This window comes from Sorangiineae bacterium MSr11367 (assembly GCA_037157805.1).
GTDB classification, from domain to species: domain Bacteria; phylum Myxococcota_A; class Polyangia; order Polyangiales; family Polyangiaceae; genus Pendulispora; species Pendulispora rubella.
In genome coordinates, this window is record CP089983.1 from 10,783,671 (window position 1) to 10,799,370 (window position 15,700).

The 15,700-nt window shown below is 63.8% G+C and carries 17 protein-coding genes; 12 read left to right on the forward strand and 5 right to left on the reverse strand.

Features of this window, described 5'->3' with window-relative positions:
• Positions 1-34: 34 nt before the first annotated feature.
• The 3 genes from LVJ94_41680 to LVJ94_41690 are packed head-to-tail and all read right to left on the reverse strand — an operon-like array spanning position 35 to position 3,688.
• Positions 35-1,036 carry a substrate-binding domain-containing protein gene (locus LVJ94_41680; protein ID WXB03404.1) on the reverse strand — a complete coding sequence of 334 codons (1,002 nt, stop codon included), beginning with the start codon at positions 1,034-1,036 and terminating at the stop codon, positions 35-37.
• A 43-nt stretch (positions 1,037-1,079) separates the two neighbouring features.
• Entirely contained in the window at positions 1,080-2,048 is a 969-nt protein-coding gene (locus LVJ94_41685) for an ABC transporter permease (protein ID WXB03405.1), read from the reverse strand.
• Positions 2,045-3,688 (reverse strand): sugar ABC transporter ATP-binding protein, encoded by a 1,644-nt coding sequence (locus LVJ94_41690; protein ID WXB03406.1) that lies wholly within the window; start codon positions 3,686-3,688, stop codon positions 2,045-2,047. Before LVJ94_41690 ends, LVJ94_41685 begins: the two co-directional genes overlap by 4 nt.
• 344 nt (positions 3,689-4,032) lie before the next feature.
• Between LVJ94_41690 and LVJ94_41695 the strand changes: the two genes are divergently transcribed.
• The 4 genes from LVJ94_41695 (at position 4,033) to LVJ94_41710 (ending at position 6,207) form a co-directional block, all read left to right on the forward strand.
• Complete coding sequence (locus LVJ94_41695; GenBank protein ID WXB03407.1) at positions 4,033-4,521, forward strand: cupin domain-containing protein; 489 nt, start codon at positions 4,033-4,035, stop codon at positions 4,519-4,521.
• A gap of 37 nt (positions 4,522-4,558) precedes the next feature.
• The gene (locus LVJ94_41700; protein WXB03408.1) at positions 4,559-4,912 is read left to right on the forward strand and encodes a YciI family protein; all 354 of its coding nucleotides are present in this window, start codon (positions 4,559-4,561) and stop codon (positions 4,910-4,912) included.
• Positions 4,899-5,510, forward strand: coding sequence for a nuclear transport factor 2 family protein (locus LVJ94_41705; GenBank protein ID WXB03409.1), 612 nt, complete (start codon positions 4,899-4,901; stop codon positions 5,508-5,510). Before LVJ94_41700 ends, LVJ94_41705 begins: the two co-directional genes overlap by 14 nt.
• Before the next feature lie 61 nt (positions 5,511-5,571).
• Positions 5,572-6,207, forward strand: a complete 636-nt coding sequence (locus tag LVJ94_41710; GenBank protein ID WXB03410.1) for a glutathione S-transferase family protein — start codon at positions 5,572-5,574, stop codon at positions 6,205-6,207.
• Positions 6,208-6,219: 12 nt separating this feature from the next.
• Here LVJ94_41710 and LVJ94_41715 read toward each other — a convergent pair whose 3' ends face one another.
• Entirely contained in the window at positions 6,220-7,218 is a 999-nt protein-coding gene (locus tag LVJ94_41715; GenBank protein ID WXB03411.1) for a S41 family peptidase, read from the reverse strand.
• Positions 7,219-7,332: 114 nt separating this feature from the next.
• Between LVJ94_41715 and LVJ94_41720 the strand changes: the two genes are divergently transcribed.
• The gene (locus tag LVJ94_41720; protein WXB03412.1) at positions 7,333-8,037 is read left to right on the forward strand and encodes a hypothetical protein; all 705 of its coding nucleotides are present in this window, start codon (positions 7,333-7,335) and stop codon (positions 8,035-8,037) included.
• 33 nt (positions 8,038-8,070) lie between these two features.
• The gene (locus tag LVJ94_41725; GenBank protein WXB03413.1) at positions 8,071-8,835 is read left to right on the forward strand and encodes a helix-turn-helix domain-containing protein; all 765 of its coding nucleotides are present in this window, start codon (positions 8,071-8,073) and stop codon (positions 8,833-8,835) included.
• Here LVJ94_41725 and LVJ94_41730 read toward each other — a convergent pair.
• Positions 8,785-10,158, reverse strand: a complete 1,374-nt coding sequence (locus tag LVJ94_41730; protein WXB03414.1) for an MFS transporter — start codon at positions 10,156-10,158, stop codon at positions 8,785-8,787. The two genes, LVJ94_41725 and LVJ94_41730, sit on opposite strands and share 51 nt — an antisense overlap.
• Before the next feature lie 128 nt (positions 10,159-10,286).
• Between LVJ94_41730 and LVJ94_41735 the strand changes: the two genes are divergently transcribed.
• From LVJ94_41735 to LVJ94_41760, 6 genes are all read left to right on the forward strand, one after another.
• Complete coding sequence (locus LVJ94_41735; protein WXB03415.1) at positions 10,287-11,762, forward strand: benzaldehyde dehydrogenase; 1,476 nt, start codon at positions 10,287-10,289, stop codon at positions 11,760-11,762.
• Positions 11,763-11,776: 14 nt separating this feature from the next.
• Positions 11,777-12,958 carry a 4-hydroxybenzoate 3-monooxygenase gene (locus tag LVJ94_41740; protein WXB03416.1) on the forward strand — a complete coding sequence of 394 codons (1,182 nt, stop codon included), beginning with the start codon at positions 11,777-11,779 and terminating at the stop codon, positions 12,956-12,958.
• Positions 12,955-13,650, forward strand: a complete 696-nt coding sequence (gene pcaH / locus LVJ94_41745; protein ID WXB03417.1) for a protocatechuate 3,4-dioxygenase subunit beta — start codon at positions 12,955-12,957, stop codon at positions 13,648-13,650. Before LVJ94_41740 ends, pcaH begins: the two co-directional genes overlap by 4 nt.
• Before the next feature lie 2 nt (positions 13,651-13,652).
• Positions 13,653-14,165: a protocatechuate 3,4-dioxygenase subunit alpha gene (gene pcaG, locus LVJ94_41750; GenBank protein ID WXB03418.1), complete on the forward strand. Its 513-nt coding sequence runs from the start codon at positions 13,653-13,655 to the stop codon at positions 14,163-14,165.
• An 8-nt stretch (positions 14,166-14,173) separates the two neighbouring features.
• A complete protein-coding gene (locus tag LVJ94_41755) occupies positions 14,174-14,845 on the forward strand; it encodes a 3-oxoacid CoA-transferase subunit A (GenBank protein WXB03419.1) in 672 nt (223 codons plus the stop codon).
• A 169-nt stretch (positions 14,846-15,014) separates the two neighbouring features.
• Positions 15,015-15,653 (forward strand): 3-oxoacid CoA-transferase subunit B, encoded by a 639-nt coding sequence (locus tag LVJ94_41760; GenBank protein ID WXB03420.1) that lies wholly within the window; start codon positions 15,015-15,017, stop codon positions 15,651-15,653.
• Positions 15,654-15,700: the final 47 nt, after the last annotated feature.

Below are 15,700 nucleotides of genomic sequence, written 5' to 3' on the forward strand. Positions count from 1 at the left end.
CTCGAAGTCATTCGATACGTATGAGTAAAATCCATCATTGGACGGCGGTGCCGCCGCCGGCGATCGTGTTGGCAGCGAAGAGTCGTGTAGGCAGCGTGATCTTCTTTGGCACGCTCTCACCGGCGAGGACTCTGAGCGCTGTCGCGATCGCCTCGGTACCGCCCGTGGGATACTGGAACGTTACGCTGAGGATACCATCCTTCACGTACGAAATGCCCTCTTGGGGAAGGGCATCGATGCCAACGAACTTCATCTGCTTCTCGCGCCCCACCTGCTTTGCCGCAAGATAGGCGCCGTGCGCGCCCGGATCATTGTGCGCGTAGACGACGTCGATCCGAGGATTCGTCGCCAGTGCGGATTCCATTTCCCTGCGTGCGTTCGGCTCGAGCCATTGCATGTCGGCGTCGAACACGACCTTGATGTCGGGGTGGTTCCTCAAGTCGAGCCCCTCGAGAAAGCCGCGATGGCGCTCTTGGGCGGGGACCGATGTCATGAGGCCTTTGAGCTCCACGACGGTGCCCTTTCCAGCGAGGGTCTCGGCGACCCACTTGCCAGCTTCCTGTCCGATCTTCACGTTGTCTGCGCCGATGAAGGTCGTGTACTCGTCCTTGAGAAGTGCCAGCGACAACACGATGACCGGAATGCCGGCGCGATGGGCCTTGGCGACCGGCTCGGTCAAAGGCGCGGACTCCTTGGGACTGATGAGGATGACGTCGACCCCCTGATCGACGAACTCCTCGAATTGGGAGCGCTGCACCATCGAGTCGTTCTGCGCATCTTTGAAGACGACTTTGAGCTGCGGTTGCTTCTCGGCGGCCTTGCGAACGTCGTCGTTCATCTGCGCGCGCCAGGGCTCGCCGAGGTTGCACTGGCTCATGCCGATCACGAATGGGTCCTCCGGCGTCCCTTTGTGCTTCTTCGCATTCATCGTCGTCGTCGGCCTGTAGGCCGCGAGTGTCGTCGAGCCTCCGCTCGGCGCGGGTGATTTGTTTTCGCAGCCCGCCATGGCACCGCCTGCGAATGCCAACGTCGCCATTGCCCATATTTCGAGCCTTCGATGATCTTTCATCATGTGTCCTTTACTTGCGTCGCTGCAAAAGAACGGCGCATACGATGATGATGCCCGTGAGCATCAAGCGACTTGCCTCGCCCACAGCGTTGATGCTGAGAATCTTTTGCAAGTACCCGATGGTGAGGGCTCCCGCGAGCGTGAGTCCCATGCCACCGCGCCCACCTGACAGGTTGGTACCGCCAATGACAACGATGGCAATCGCCTGAAGCTCGTACCCCACGCTCGTCTCCGGATCGCCCTGTTGCTCCTGGGCCGCCTGACAGATGCCCGCCACCGCCGCGAAGAGGCCCGAGAGCGCATATGCGAGGACCAGGGTCCGCATGACGGGAACCCCCGACAGCCGTGCCGCCTCGATGTTGCCACCCGTCGCGTAGAAGTAGCGGCCCAGTCGTGTGCGTCGGAGCAAGAAGGCGGAGACAGCGACGCAGACGAAGAGTATCACCGTTACGATGGCGATCTCGTCTCCGAGCACGCGTGCATCGATCAGCTCGAAGATGCGGGGTAGCTCCACGTTGCGATCGGACGCGGCAACGTACGTCGAGATCTTCTGCCCGCCCGAGAGGCGCTTGGCGAGTCCTCGAAGAAGCACCATCGCGGCCAGGGTGACGACGAATGGTTGGATCGCGAAGCGCCCGACCAATACACCAGTGATCGATCCTACGAGTGCGCCGGCGAGGAGCACCAAAACGATGGCAAGCCAGGGATTGGCCTGCAAATGGATCGTCAGGAGCGAAAAGCCGACGGCGCTGCTGGCAAGGACGCTCGAGACCGAAAGATCGATGCCGCCGGTAATGACGACGAGCGTCATCCCGCAAGCGATGATCCCGCAAACCGAGATTTGCCGAAGCATGTCCCGGTGGGTCGCCCAATGGAAGAAGGCACCATCGGCATGGAGCAGCGTCCCGAGAAGGAGCATGCCCACGAGAGCAAGCATCGCGCGGACCATGGGAGAGGACAGAAGACGGTGGAACGTCATCGCACGACCCGACGGCCCGGCGTTGAGCACCGGGGACCGCCTTGGAGGGGGCCACGTCCGAAGGCGGCGTGGACGATCTTTTCGTGCGTGGCTTCGGAACGGGTAAATTCCGCCGTGCACCGACCGCGGTGAAGAACGAGAATACGGTCCGCAAGACGGAGGAGCTCGGGAAGCTCCGACGTGACGAGGACGATGGCCATTCCCCGGCCCGCGCATTCGGCGAGCAAGGCATGGATCTCCGTCTTCGCGCCAACGTCGACGCCACGGGTTGGCTCGTCGAGGAGCAGGATCTGGGGCTCCGTGAGAAGGCATTTCGCGAGGACCACCTTCTGCTGGTTCCCTCCCGAGAGCAGGCGCACCGGTGCCGCTATTTGGCCTTTGAGCCCGAGCTGCAGGAAGGCGCGCGTGACCGCCGAGGTCTCCAGCCCGGCGCGCAGGATACCTCCCGACGAGTAGCGCGGAAGGCTCGCCAGTGACGCGTTCTCGTTCGAGTCCATGTCGAGGACGAGGCCCTTGCCTTTGCGATCGTTGGTGAGGAGCATGATCCCGCGGCGGATCGCGACGGCAGGCGAAGTCTCGTCACGCGCCAAGTCGATGCGCGCTTCTCCCTTGTCGTCGTGCCGTCCAGGGAGGCACACGATCCCGGCGGCACGGCCGGAGCGGTCCCCGAAGATCGCGTGCAATATGTCGCTCGCGCCGGAGCCGCGAAGGCCCGACAGTCCAAGGATCTCCCCGGAGCGCAACTCGAAGGAGACATCGTCGACGGCAAGCCGCCCATCGGCCTTGGGCAATCCGCCGCCACCGATATGGAGGTGTTCGACCTTCAGCGCGACGTTGCGACGGACCGCGTTGGCGCGCTTGCCCGAGGACAGCTCGCGACCGACCATCCACCGGACCAGTTCGTTCGCGGGGAGTTCCGAGGCGGCTTTCGTCCCCACGAGCATGCCGTCACGAAGGACCGTGATCCGATCGGCGAGGCGGTAGATCTCGTCCATCTTGTGCGAGACGTAAACGATGCCCTTTCCTTGCCGCCGCAAGGCGTCGATGCGATCGAAGAGGTGCAACACTTCGGGTTCGCGGAGCGCGCTCGTCGGCTCGTCCAAGAGGAGCACATTGGCCTTCGCGGCGAGCGCCCTTGCGATCTCCACGAGCTGCTGCGTCGACATGGGAAGGCGCTCCAGCAACTCGTCTTCGCTCACGTCATCGAGGTCGAGCTCGCGCAAAAGCGCGCGAGCCTCGTGCGTCTGACGGCGAGCATCGACGAGGCCGAACCTGCCGGTGCGCTCACGTCCGAGGAAGAGGTTGTCGCTCACGCTCAGTGAGCCGATCAAGGAGAGCTCCTGGTGCACCATCGCGACCCCCGCGCGGAGTGCATCCTTGGGATGGCGAAATCGACGGACCACGCCGCCTACGCGGATCTCCCCGTGGAACTCGGTATGAATGCCCGAAAGAATATCGAGCAGCGTGCTCTTGCCCGCGCCGTTCTCACCCGCCAGAACGTGAACCTCCCCGGGCCGCACGTCGAACGATATATCGCGGAGAGCTGGATTGGGACCGAATGACTTCGAGATCTGCTTCGCCTCGAGAAGAGACGCAACGGTCTCGCGGATGGGCATCCGACTGTGGACCTGTCGCTGCAACGGGGCCTCCTGACTCGCTACTCCTTACACACCGATTTGCCATCCGCAATGACCTATTCGCATTTTCGGTACGTGCACACGCGCGCCTCGCACGGTCGATAACCAAACTCTATGAGAGACATATATTTAATTTAGTTCCAATGCGAACATTCCGACAAATCGGCAATTCGCAGAGCACCACGCCTTCGATTGGCACACCGAGCACTCTCCTGATTGTCAGTACGACCAAGCTATTCATGTATCGATGGGCGAGTCACTTGACTCACTCCGCGATACAACCTACCTTCCGAGCAACCCTCGAGACCCCGCGTTTGGTGAGCGGTGTCGAGCGATCAGGAGGAACCATGGCCACGAGCACGTGCTATCTCGACGATGGCAGCGGAATCACGATACCTGGAGAAGAGCTGGCGGCGCGGGAGCTGGAGATCCCCGCTGACCTGCGAATGAAGCTTTCACTGCTCGTCCCGAAGGGAGCGACGTATGTACGCGACATGCTCTTCGACGAGATCTACGAGCGCCTGCCGAAAGACCCACAGGTCAGAATCAACTGCTTTATTGCCCAAATTCAGCCGAGAGCGGCGGTAGAATGGCATATCCACAACGGCGCGGTCTTTTTCGTCGTATTGCAGGGCCTCATTACGTTGCAATACGAGCACGGAAATGAAGCGCACAAAACGGGCGACGTGTACTCCGAACCCATCGGCGTCGTGCACCGAGGAACGAATCCGCATTCGCACGTACCGTGCGTGACGTTCGGCCTTACCGCAACCCCGGTGGACCGGAGTCCCATCGTCAATGTCTCCGCCCCCACCTGGGCGCGCGACGATTACTGATGGCCCAGCGGCAGCGTCACGGAAAGGAAAGACTTTCATGTTCATTCTGATTAGCGAGTATCTGAAGCCGGTCGACGAGGTCGATCGGTTCTATGCACAGCACGCCGCATTTCTGGCGAAGCATTATGGTTCCGGCAGAGTCCTCGGATCCGGCCGGCGAAATCCGCCCAGCGGCGGCATCATTCTCGCCAAAGGCGAGTCGAGGCGCGAGATCGAGGAAATATTCCGCGAAGATCCGTTCGTCATGAACGACTGCGCACGTTATTCCATTTTCGAATTCAACCCAAACCCACCACCGCGCCGGCAGCCCCAGCTGGACGACTGGCTCAATGCCCCCGTCTCGGGCGACGAGGGCGGACAATCGAAAGGCGCTAACGATGGAGACCGATAACGTCCAGGCAAAACAGCTCATTCACGAAGTCATCACGAACTGGGTGTTCTGGCGAGACTGCTGCGATTGGCAGCAATTTCGCTCGGCCTGGCACGACGACGCTTGGATGACGGCGAGTTGGTTCCAGGGACCCGCGACCGAATTCATCGAGGCGAGCCGGCGCGGAGTCGCCAACGGAATACGAATCCTGCACACCCTCGGGGGTACCACCGTCGACGTGCACGGCCCGAGGGCAATCGCAAAGACCAAGGTCACCATTCATCAGCGCGCCGAAATCGACGGCGTCGAGGTGGACGTGACGTGCAAAGCGCGACATCTCGACTTCTTCGAGCGCCGAGCCGGGCGATGGGCGATCGTGCGGCGGGAGTCGATTTACGATCAGGACCGGCTCGACCCACTCGATCCCGCGGCGAAGCCCGAGCTCGACCGAGCACTGCTCGATCGGTTCCCCGAGTCGTATCGCCACCTTGCCTATGTTCAAACCAAACTCGGTGGCGACGTCCGGGCCGATCTGCCGTGCCGTACCGATGCGCGCGTGCAGCAACTGGAGCAAAAGGGGCGCGATTGGCTCATGGACGCGGATGCGCCACCCTCTTGAGGGCTGAGGTGGGAGCCTGCCTTTGGATGCTTCTCGTCCGCGTCTGTACTACGAATGAAGCATGCTCAAACTTTATGGCTTTGCCCCCACCCGTTCGATCCGCGTTCTTTGGATGCTTCGCGAACTTGGACTGGAGTTCGAGTACGTCAACGTGGACCTCCGCTGTGGCGAGGCTCGGCGGCCCAATTTCTTGGAGGTCAACCCCGCGGCCAAGGTACCGGTACTGGCCGACGGCGACTTCGTCCTGACCGAGTCCGTGGCCATCGTGCTCTACCTTGCGGAGAAGTACCCCGAGAAAGGTTTGCTGCCCGCCGACTTGCGGGAGCGCTCGGAGGTGCTCCGTTGGATGCTTTTCACGGCCACGGAGCTCGAGCAACCGCTGTGGCGCATCGTGAAGCACAACACCCTGTACTCCCCCGAAAAACGTATCCCCGCGGAGATCGGGAACGCCAGCGACGATTTCAAGGACATGGCGGCCGTCCTCGAAAAGCACATGGCGAACCGGCAATTCGTCGCGGGATCCAAGGTCACCGTGGCGGACTTCGTCTTGGCCTACACCCTCGACTGGGCCAACGAGGCCAAGCTCCTCGAGACCTTCCCTCGCCTGCGCGAATACATGAGTCGCATGTATGCCCGTCCCGCGGCTCCGCCCCGCATCGTGGAGGCCTTCGCCAGCTTGCCACCTCCGGCGAACTGATCGCGCTTCCAATCACCGCGGTTTCGCGGCGCGGGCCAATTCCAGGGCTTTCTCCAACGCCTGTTCCGCGGGCACCGGCACGTCGGGGGTGACGCCGGTGCCCTCCCAATCGGCATTGGTGATCGGATTGAGCGATCGGCCGATGGCCACCGACATCGCAAAGTGCGGTGTCAGCTTTTTCATCTCGTTGGGGTGGGCGCCACCTCCGCTGCGTTCACCCACCACCACCACGCGCTTGAGCGCTTGCAAGTCGTAGGTGAAGTTCTCCGCCGCCGAAAAGGTGCGCTTCGACGTGAGCACGTAGACGGGCTTGGTCGAGCCGAAACGGCGGCCGGGAACGTAGGCTGGCGTGAGGCCCGGCATGGTCTTGTTTTCCGCACGCCAATACGTGCTGCTCATCGTCTGCGGGCCTTTGTCGAATAGATACGCCGCCAGAAAGGCGACCATCTCTCCGTCGCCGCCGCCGTTGTTGCGCAGATCGATGACCAGGGCGTCACTCGTGGCAAGAAGCGTCATCGCGGCACTGGCCGCGTGAGCCCCCACGTCGAGCGGAGCAAAGACGCTCATCTCCAAAAGGCCGATGTTGTCCGGCAGATGCTCCACCTTGTTGAATCCATAGTTCACGCGCGGGCCGAAATATTTCTCGATGTCCCGTTTTTCCATTTCCGCCTTGGAGTGCGCGTCCTCGTCGGGCAGCGTTTTTTCGCTGTACTTGATCCAGAGGTGCCCATCGTGGCTTTTGGCGCGCAAATCCTCCGTCAAATGGCGCGCGAGCACCAACGTCTCCTCGCCCGCGTACTTTCCCTCGCGCTGCCTCCCTCGTAGATATTCCGCAAACTCGTGCCCTTTGTCGGCAAAGACGTAACTGTGCTCCAGCTCCGACGCCGCGGCCTGCACGATGCGCTCGGCGTCCTCCACCGGAGCCTTGGCGCGCGCGGCCGGTGTGGCGGAGGGCGCGGGGGTGGCCACGCACGAGGACAACAGACCAAAAAGAAGAACCTTGGCTTTCATCGCACCTGTCGTAGAGGTTGAATATGTTAGCGCTAATACATTAGCACTCACACATTTTTGTCAACCCACCGCGGGAAGCCCGGCCCGCCGCGGGGCGTAGACCATAGAGGCATCATGCAGAACGACTTGCTTTACCGGGGGCGGGCTCTTACCACGGCCGAAACGCTGGCACTGTCCAGCGGTGCAGTAACCACACCGGACACGTACGATTTTCCATCGCGCATTCCACGTTCGGGCGGGCTCTATTCGGAAGAGGTGTTCGGCCTGGCCGACCATGCGGCCCTCGCGCACGCCCTCGGCGAGGATGCGCGGCACGAGCGTTGGGGGCACATTGCACTCCACGAGCCGATGCTGCACCCGCTTCGGGCGGGCCACGTACTCACGCACATCCTGGTCGTGCCGCCGTGCTACCGGCGCTTCATCCTGCGCTCCGCGGAGGAGTCACGGCAGTCCGCGTGGAACCGCCGCGCGAAAATCCTCGCCATGAACGAGTACTCCATTCGGACGCAGGAGAAGCTCCTCGAGCAGCGCGGCCTGCTGCACCCTTCGGACATCGAACGAGTGGGCCCCACCTGGGTGCAACCTCCGCTCAACGGCCATTACCGCGCCGTCGTGGATGCGAACATGCGCATCGAGCGGCTGCGCGAGCTCCGCGCGCCGGCGGACACCTTGCGCCACTGGCAAGATCGCCTCCTCTTTCGCACCAAGGGACTCTACGACGAGCTCGTCGGCCTTTCGATGCGATTCGGGGCAGGCCTGGTGCTGCGCGCGCTGTCCGTGTCGGTCGACGCCGTCACCGCCTCCACCAGTTTTTCTTGAGCTATCGCGTCCGGTATCGGAGCATGCGGCTCCGTGACCGAGAAAAAAAGCGCTGATTTCGTCGAGTCTCTCGACAAGGGATTCCGGGTCATTCGAGCCTTCGATGCGTCCCACGCCTCCATGACGTTGACCGAGGTCGCCGAGCGCGCTGGCCTCACGCGCGCGGCGGCGCGACGTTTTTTGCACACCCTGGTCGACCTCGAGTACGCGAGCTTCGACGGCAAGCGCTTCACACTGACGGCACGCGTCCTCGAGCTGGGCTTCGCCTATCTACGGTCGCTGCGCCTCCCCGAGATCGTCACGCCGTTCTTGCGCACGGTGAGCGACGCGCTCGAGGAGTCGTCGAGCGCCTCCGTGCTCGATGGCTTGGACATCGTGTACGTGGCGCGCGTTTCCACCCGGCGCATCATGAGCGTCGACCTGGGCGTGGGCGCGCGCCTGCCGGCCGTCTCCACGTCCATGGGCCGCGTCTTGCTCGCCTTCCTGCCGGTGCCCGAGCGCGATGCGTTGCTCGCGCGCGCCGAGCTGGTGGCGCTCACCCGCCACACGGTCACCAGCAAATCGAAGCTTCGCACGATCTTGGACGAGGTGCGCGAGCGCGGTTACTGCGTGGTCGATCAAGAGCTGGAAGAGGGGCTTCGATCCATTGCGGTGCCGCTCGTCGACCGCCACCAACGCGTGCACGCGGCGATCAATGTGAGCGCGCAGGCAAACCGGGTCAGCCTCGACGTGATGAAGCGCAAGTTCCTACCGGTGCTGAAACGAGCCGCCGACGACGCCCGCACCCTGCTCCCGTGAGGCCGCGCTCTCCCCCTTGAAGCCCGTGGAGGTGCGAATGGCCATCACCATCGCGGCCGCCGCGAGCAGGGGCAGGGCATAAAGCGCATACAGCGCCGAGTTCTGCCAGCCGCCTTCCACGAGAAACCCCGCGGTGGACGGCGCGAGGATGGCGCCGAGACGCCCGATGCCGATGGCCCAGCCCACGCCCGTGGTGCGGATCGACGGCGGGTAGAGCGACGGAGTGAGCGAATAGAGGCCCACCATGGCCGCGAAAATGAAGGCGCCAATCAAGAGCGCCACGGGAAACGCCATCGAGAGATCGCGCGCGACCATGCCGAAGACCACGGCGCACACCGACGCGGTCACCATGGCGATGGCCGTCAACCGCTGCACGCCGAAGCGCGCGGCGAGGTAGCCGAAGATGGTCCCGCCGACGATGCCGCCGAGGTTGAGCAGCACGCCGCCGGTGATGCCTTGCTGCTTCGACAGGCCCGCGTGCACAAGCAACTTCGGTGTCCAACTGAGGACGAAATAGAAGGAGAGCATCTGCAAGAAGAACGAGAGCGCAATGAGCACGCTCGGGCGCGTCATCCCCTCGCCAAAGAGGCGCCGCATGGGCAGGGCGGCTCGTACGGGGGAAGGCGCGGGCGCGGGAAGCTCGCGCACCTCGGGGCGGATCATGCGCCGCAAGAGCGCGTTGACCTTTTCGAGCGCGCGAGGCGGGCGCTTGTCGAGCAGGAAATCGAGCGACTCGGGCAATCGCCCGAGGACGATGGGCACCATGGCCGCCGACGCCAGCGCGCCAAAGACGAACACGGAGCGCCACCCGTAGTGCGTGATCAGCACCGCGGCGATGCTTCCGCCAATGGTCGCCCCGATGGGGTAGCCTGTCGCCTGTAGGCTCACCGCCGTGTTGCGCCATCGATCCGACGAGTACTCGGCCGTGATGACATTGATGCTCGCGAGCATGCCGCCAATGCCAATGCCGGTGACCACGCGCAATGCCGCAAGCTCGACCGGTCCGCCGGCAAACGCCGAGAGCAGCATGCCGACGATGCAAAGCGTAAGACAGACGAGAACGATGGCGCGCCGCCCGAATCGATCGGCCCACGGTGCGAGAAAGAGGGAACCTGCGGTCATGCCGAAAAGCCCTGCGCTGAGCAGCATCCCCACCTGCCTGCCGGACAGCGCCCATTCCGCGGCGACCGACGAGGAGGTGAAGGCCATGACCAACACGTCGAATCCATCGAGCATGTTGAGGCCGATGCAAATCGCCACCGCCACCAGCTGAAAACGGCTCATCGGACCATGGCGCACGGCGTCTCGTACGGTGTCGGTCATGGCGTACCTCCTCTGCGCACTGCGTAATTATCTCGGCCCCTTGACCGAGTCCAGGCCTCGGCTTTAGAGATGTAGCACGCGATCTCGAACAAATGTTCGTTTATCGAACAAACTTTTCGGAGGCGAAAATGAGAAGCGCTGAATTGCTTGCCGACCTACTCGACGAATCCGTGTGGCGCGGGAAGGTGTTTTCGTCGGGGTGGCGCGAGCTGGAAAGCGCAGCCGATGCCGTCGAGCCAGCGACCTCGCGTGTGCTCAGCCGGATCGGGATCGCGGGCCCGAACGACATCGCGCGCGCCGCAACGGCGGCCCGGCAGGCGCAACGCGCGTGGGCCGCTCGATCCTACGAGGAGCGCGCGGCCATCTTTCGCAAGGCCGCGCGGCTGGTCGAAGAACACGCCGCCGAGATTGTGCCGTGGATCGTGCGCGAAAGCGGCTCCACGCAGCCGAAGGCGGAGTTCGAGCTGGGCATTGCGCTCAAGAGTATCCTCGAGGCCGCGGCCATGCCATCGCAGCCTCAGGGCGTGGTGCTCGCAAGCCCCGCGGACGTGACGAGCCTCGCGCGGCGCCGTCCCATTGGGGTGGTGGGCGTCATCTCGCCCTTCAATTTTCCCTTCATCCTCGCGCTGCGGGCGGTGGCACCGGCGCTCGCCGTGGGCAATGCGGTCGTGCTCAAGCCCGATCCGCGCACGGCCATCTGCGGGGGCTTCGTCATTGCGCGGCTCTTCGAGGCGGCGGGCCTGCCGCCCGACGTGCTTCACGTGCTCCCCGGCGGTGCCGATGCCGGTGCGGCGCTATGCAGCCATCCGGATGTCGGCATGATTCAATTCACCGGCTCGACGTCGGCCGGGCGCAAGGTCGGCGAGCTTGCGGGCCGGCACTTGAAGAAGGTGTCGCTCGAGCTGGGCGGAAAGAACTCGCTGGTGGTGCTCGACGATGCCGATCTCGATCTCGCCGTGTCCAATGCGGCGTTCGGCGCGTACCTGCATCAAGGGCAGATCTGCATGGCCACGGGCCGCGTGCTGGTGCAACGCAAGCTCGAAAAGGAGTTCGTCGCGCGCCTCGCCCAAAAAGCCAAACACCTTCCGGTGGGCGATCCGGCGGCAGGCAACGTGGTTCTCGGTCCGCTCATCAACCAGGCGCAGCTCGATCACGTCGCCAGCATCGTGCGCGACACGGTGGCGGCAGGTGCAACGTTGGAGGCCGGCGGCACCTTCGAGAAGCTCTTTTATCGAGCCACGGTGCTGAGCGGCGTTCGTCCCGGCATGCGCGCCTTCGACGAGGAAATCTTCGGCCCCGTGGCACCGGTGACCGCGTTCGACGACGATGAAGAAGCCATCGCCCTGGCCAACCAAACCGACTACGGGCTCTCGGCGGGCATTCTCTCCGGATCGGTGGGGCGCGCCATGGCGCTGGGGCGCAAATTGCGCATCGGTCTGCTTCATATCAACAATCAGACCGTGGACGACGAGATCGTCAATCCATTCGGCGGCGTGGGCATTTCGGGCAATGGAACGAGCGTAAGCGGCCCAGCCAATTGGGAAGAATTCACGCAATGGCAGTGGATGACCGTTCGCGAGCAGCCCCCAGCGCGTCCGTTTTAGATCATCCTATGAACATGGAACGCACGCAGGTAGGCATCGTGGGGGCAGGACCGGCAGGGCTCCTGCTCGCCCATCTCCTTCATCTTCGCGGCATCGAGTCCGTGGTGCTCGAGGCGCGCTCGCGAACGTACATCGAGAGCCGGCTTCGCGCGGGCGTGCTCGAGCAAGGCACGGTCGACGTGCTCACCGAAACGGGGCTCGGCGAACGCATGCATCGGCAAGGGCTGGTGCACGAAGGCGTGTTCCTCCGCTTCGACGGGCGCACGCACCGGATCGATTTTCGCGAGCTCACCGGCAAGGGCATCACGGTGTACGGCCAGCACGAGGTCGTGCGCGACTTGGTGGCGGCGCGCCTCGCCTACGATGGGCCGCTTCGGTTCGAGGTGGAGGACGTCCGCGTGGAGGACCTCGATACGGACCGGCCGCGCATCCGCTACCGCGAGCATGGAGCTTCGCAGGAGACGGAGCTCGCGTGCGACGTCATCGCCGGGTGCGACGGTTTCCACGGCGTCTGCCGCGCCGCCATCCCGGAACGCGCGCTCCGCTGCTTCGACCGGGAGTTTCCCTTCGCGTGGCTTGGCATTCTCGCCGAGACGCCGCCCAGTTCGCGCGAGCTCATTTACGCGCACCACGAGCGAGGCTTCGCGCTGCTCAGCATGCGCTCGCCCACGGTGAGCCGGCTCTATTTGCAGTGCGCACCGAACGAATCACTCGACGCGTGGTCGGACGACCGCATCTGGTCCGAGCTCGCCGCGCGCTTGGCCACCCGCGACGGGTTCGTGCTGAACGACGGGCCCATTCTGCAAAAAGGCATCACCCCCATGCGCGCCTTCGTCTGCGAGACGATGCGCCACGGGCGCCTCTTTCTGGCCGGCGACGCCGCACACATCGTTCCTCCGACGGGCGCCAAGGGCATGAACCTCGCCGTGGCCGACGTGCGATGGCTCGCCGAGGCGGTGGAGGCCTTTTACCGACGCGGCGATGAATCGTTGCTCGAGCAATATCATGAGCGGTGCTTGCGCCGCGTGTGGAAGGCGGAGCGCTTTTCGTCCTGGATGACCTCCACCTTCCACCGCGGGCCCATTTCGACGGATTTCGACGTTCGCATTCAGCTCGCCGAGCTCGATTACCTCACATCGTCCGTGGCGGCCCAGCGTTCGCTGGCGGAAAACTACGCGGGATTGCCCTTCCAATGAATTACCGACCGCACACCGCGGGCAGCCAGCCCGAGTACCTGCACGAGGCTTACCAGAGCACGCGCAAGCGTTCACCGCTGCAGCCGTTGGTCCGCCTCCCCCCGGGATGCACGGAGTCGAGCGGGCCGACCTTTTCGCCACGGCACGTTCCACCCATCGCGGACATGTCCAAAACGGCGGATGGCCGCGAGGCTGCCGGGCAGCGCATCGTCGTGGCCGGGCGGGTGACCGACGAGGACGGGCGCCCGGTCTCGAACACCATGATCGAGCTCTGGCAGGCCAATGCGGCGGGGCGCTACGACCACCCCGGCGACACGCACGATGCGCCCGTGGATCCGAATTTTCCCGGTGTGGGGCGCGTCTTCACGGATGACGATGGGCTCTATCGATTCATGAGCATCAAGCCCGGCGCGTATCCGTGGCGCAACCATCACAATGCGTGGCGGCCGAATCATATTCACTTTTCGCTATTCGGACCCGGGTGTGCCTCGCGGCTCATTACGCAGATGTATTTTCCCGGGGACCCTTTGCTGGCGCTCGATCCGATTTACAATTCCATTCCGGACGCCGAAGCGCGGCGGCGCCTGATATCCACGTTTGACATCGAATTAACCTTGCCGGAATACGCACTGGGCTACAGGTTCGATCTGGTGCTGCGCGGGACCCGAAGCACCCCGTTCGAAGGAACATGAGCATGACCTCCGCAACGAGCCAGCAAACCATCGGGCCGTTTTGGCACGGCCTTGCCGACGAAGACTGGTGCGACCTGACCCGGTTCGGGGGCGACACGGGGGAGCGTCGCCCGCTCATCCTCACCGGCCGCATCGTCGACGGAAACGGTGCACTGGTCACCGATGCCTGCATCGAAACGTGGCAAACGAGCCCGCCCGCGAGCGACACCTTCCCGGGATGGGGCCGTTGCGCCACCAACGCCGAAGGCACCTTTCGCATCCGCACGCTCATCCCGGACGATCATCCGGCGCAAGCCCCGCACATCACCGTGCTGGTGCACGCGCGCGGTCTGCTCAAGCCGCTCCTCACCCGCGCCTACTTCGCCAACCATCCCATGAACGAGCGCGATCCGGTGCTGCAATCCATCGATCCGGCCCGCCGCCCCACCTTGTTGGCGCATCCGGTGGGCGAGGCGCGATGGCAATTCGACATTCGGCTGCAGGGGGAAAACGAAACCGTGTTTTTCGAGGTCTAACGACGAATATGATCGACAAGCGCGTACCATCGATTCGCGAAGCCGTCGCGGACATTCGAGACGGCGCCACGGTGCTCGTGGGCGGCTTCGGCTCCGTGGGGCAACCCAATGCCCTCATCGATGGATTGATCGAACAGGGCGCCGGAGATCTCACCATCGTCTCCAACAACGCGGGCACCGGCCACGTCGGCTTGGCCCGCCTCATGGAGCTCGGGCGGGTGCGACGCATCCTCTGCAGCTTCCCCCGAAGTGCAGGCTCCGTCGTGTTCGAGGAACTGTACCGGCAGGGAAAAATCGAGCTCGAAATCGTCCCCCAGGGCACCCTGGCCGAGCGCATTCGTGCGGCCGGCGCAGGCGTCGGCGCCTTCTATACGCCCACCGCGTACGGCACCCGCCTCGCGCAGGGCAAAGAAACGCGCATCATCGATGGCCGCCCCCACGTGCTCGAATACGCACTTCCGGCCGACGTCGCCCTCGTGGAAGCATGGCAGGCCGATCGCTGGGGCAATCTCACGTTCCGCGAAACGGGGCGAAACTTCAACGCCGTCATGGCCACCGCCGCCAAGCTCACCATTGTCCAAACGCACCACATCGTCGAACTCGGCACCCTCGATCCCGAAGCCATCGTCACCCCCGGCGTCTACGTCCACCGCGTGGTCCACTTCCCGGTGCCTCAATGACCATTCAGAGAATTCACATGAAGGCGGGAAGGCGGGAAGGTTTTTGGGATTTCAATTGGCGCAGTGAGCCAACTGGAAAACCCAAAATCAGCGTTCCGCGACGCCTCGTGCCGAAACGCCTTCCCGCCTTCCCGCCTTCATGTCAATTCTCTCTCCTAAGAGTTGCCGCATGAGATTCGAGCCGCTCACACGTCGCCAGATGGCCGAACGCGTCGTTCGTGACATTCCCGAGGGGTGGTATGTGAACCTTGGGATCGGGATTCCCACGATCATTGCCGACGTGTTGCCCCGCGATCGTGAGATCGTCGTCCACTCCGAAAATGGCATTTTGGGTATGGGGCCCGCCCCCGCACCCGAGCATTGCAACGATTGGCTCGTGAATGCCGGCAAGCAGCACGTCACCTTGCAGACGGGCGGGGCGTACATGCATCACGCGGATAGCTTCGCCATCATCCGCGGCGGCCATTTGGATCTCTGTGTTCTTGGCGCGTACGAGGTGGCCGAGAATGGCGACATCGCCAACTGGGCAACGTCGGAGGCCGACATGGCCCCTGCCGTCGGCGGTGCCATGGACCTCGCCGTCGGCGCCAAGCGGATCTGGGTCATGATGGAGCACACCACGAAGGAGGGCATCGCCCGCCTCGTGCACCGATGCTCGTACCCGCTCACCGCGCTGGGCGTGGTGCAGCGCATTTACACGAACTTGGCGGTCATCGACGTCACGCCGCAGGGCTTCCAGATCGTCGAGATGGTGAAGGGCCTCACGAAAGAGGACCTAGACGTTCGTACAGGTGCGCCGCTCCGGTAGAACCGGCGAGTGTGACGCGGGGCAGCAAGGCGGCCTATAGTCGCCCG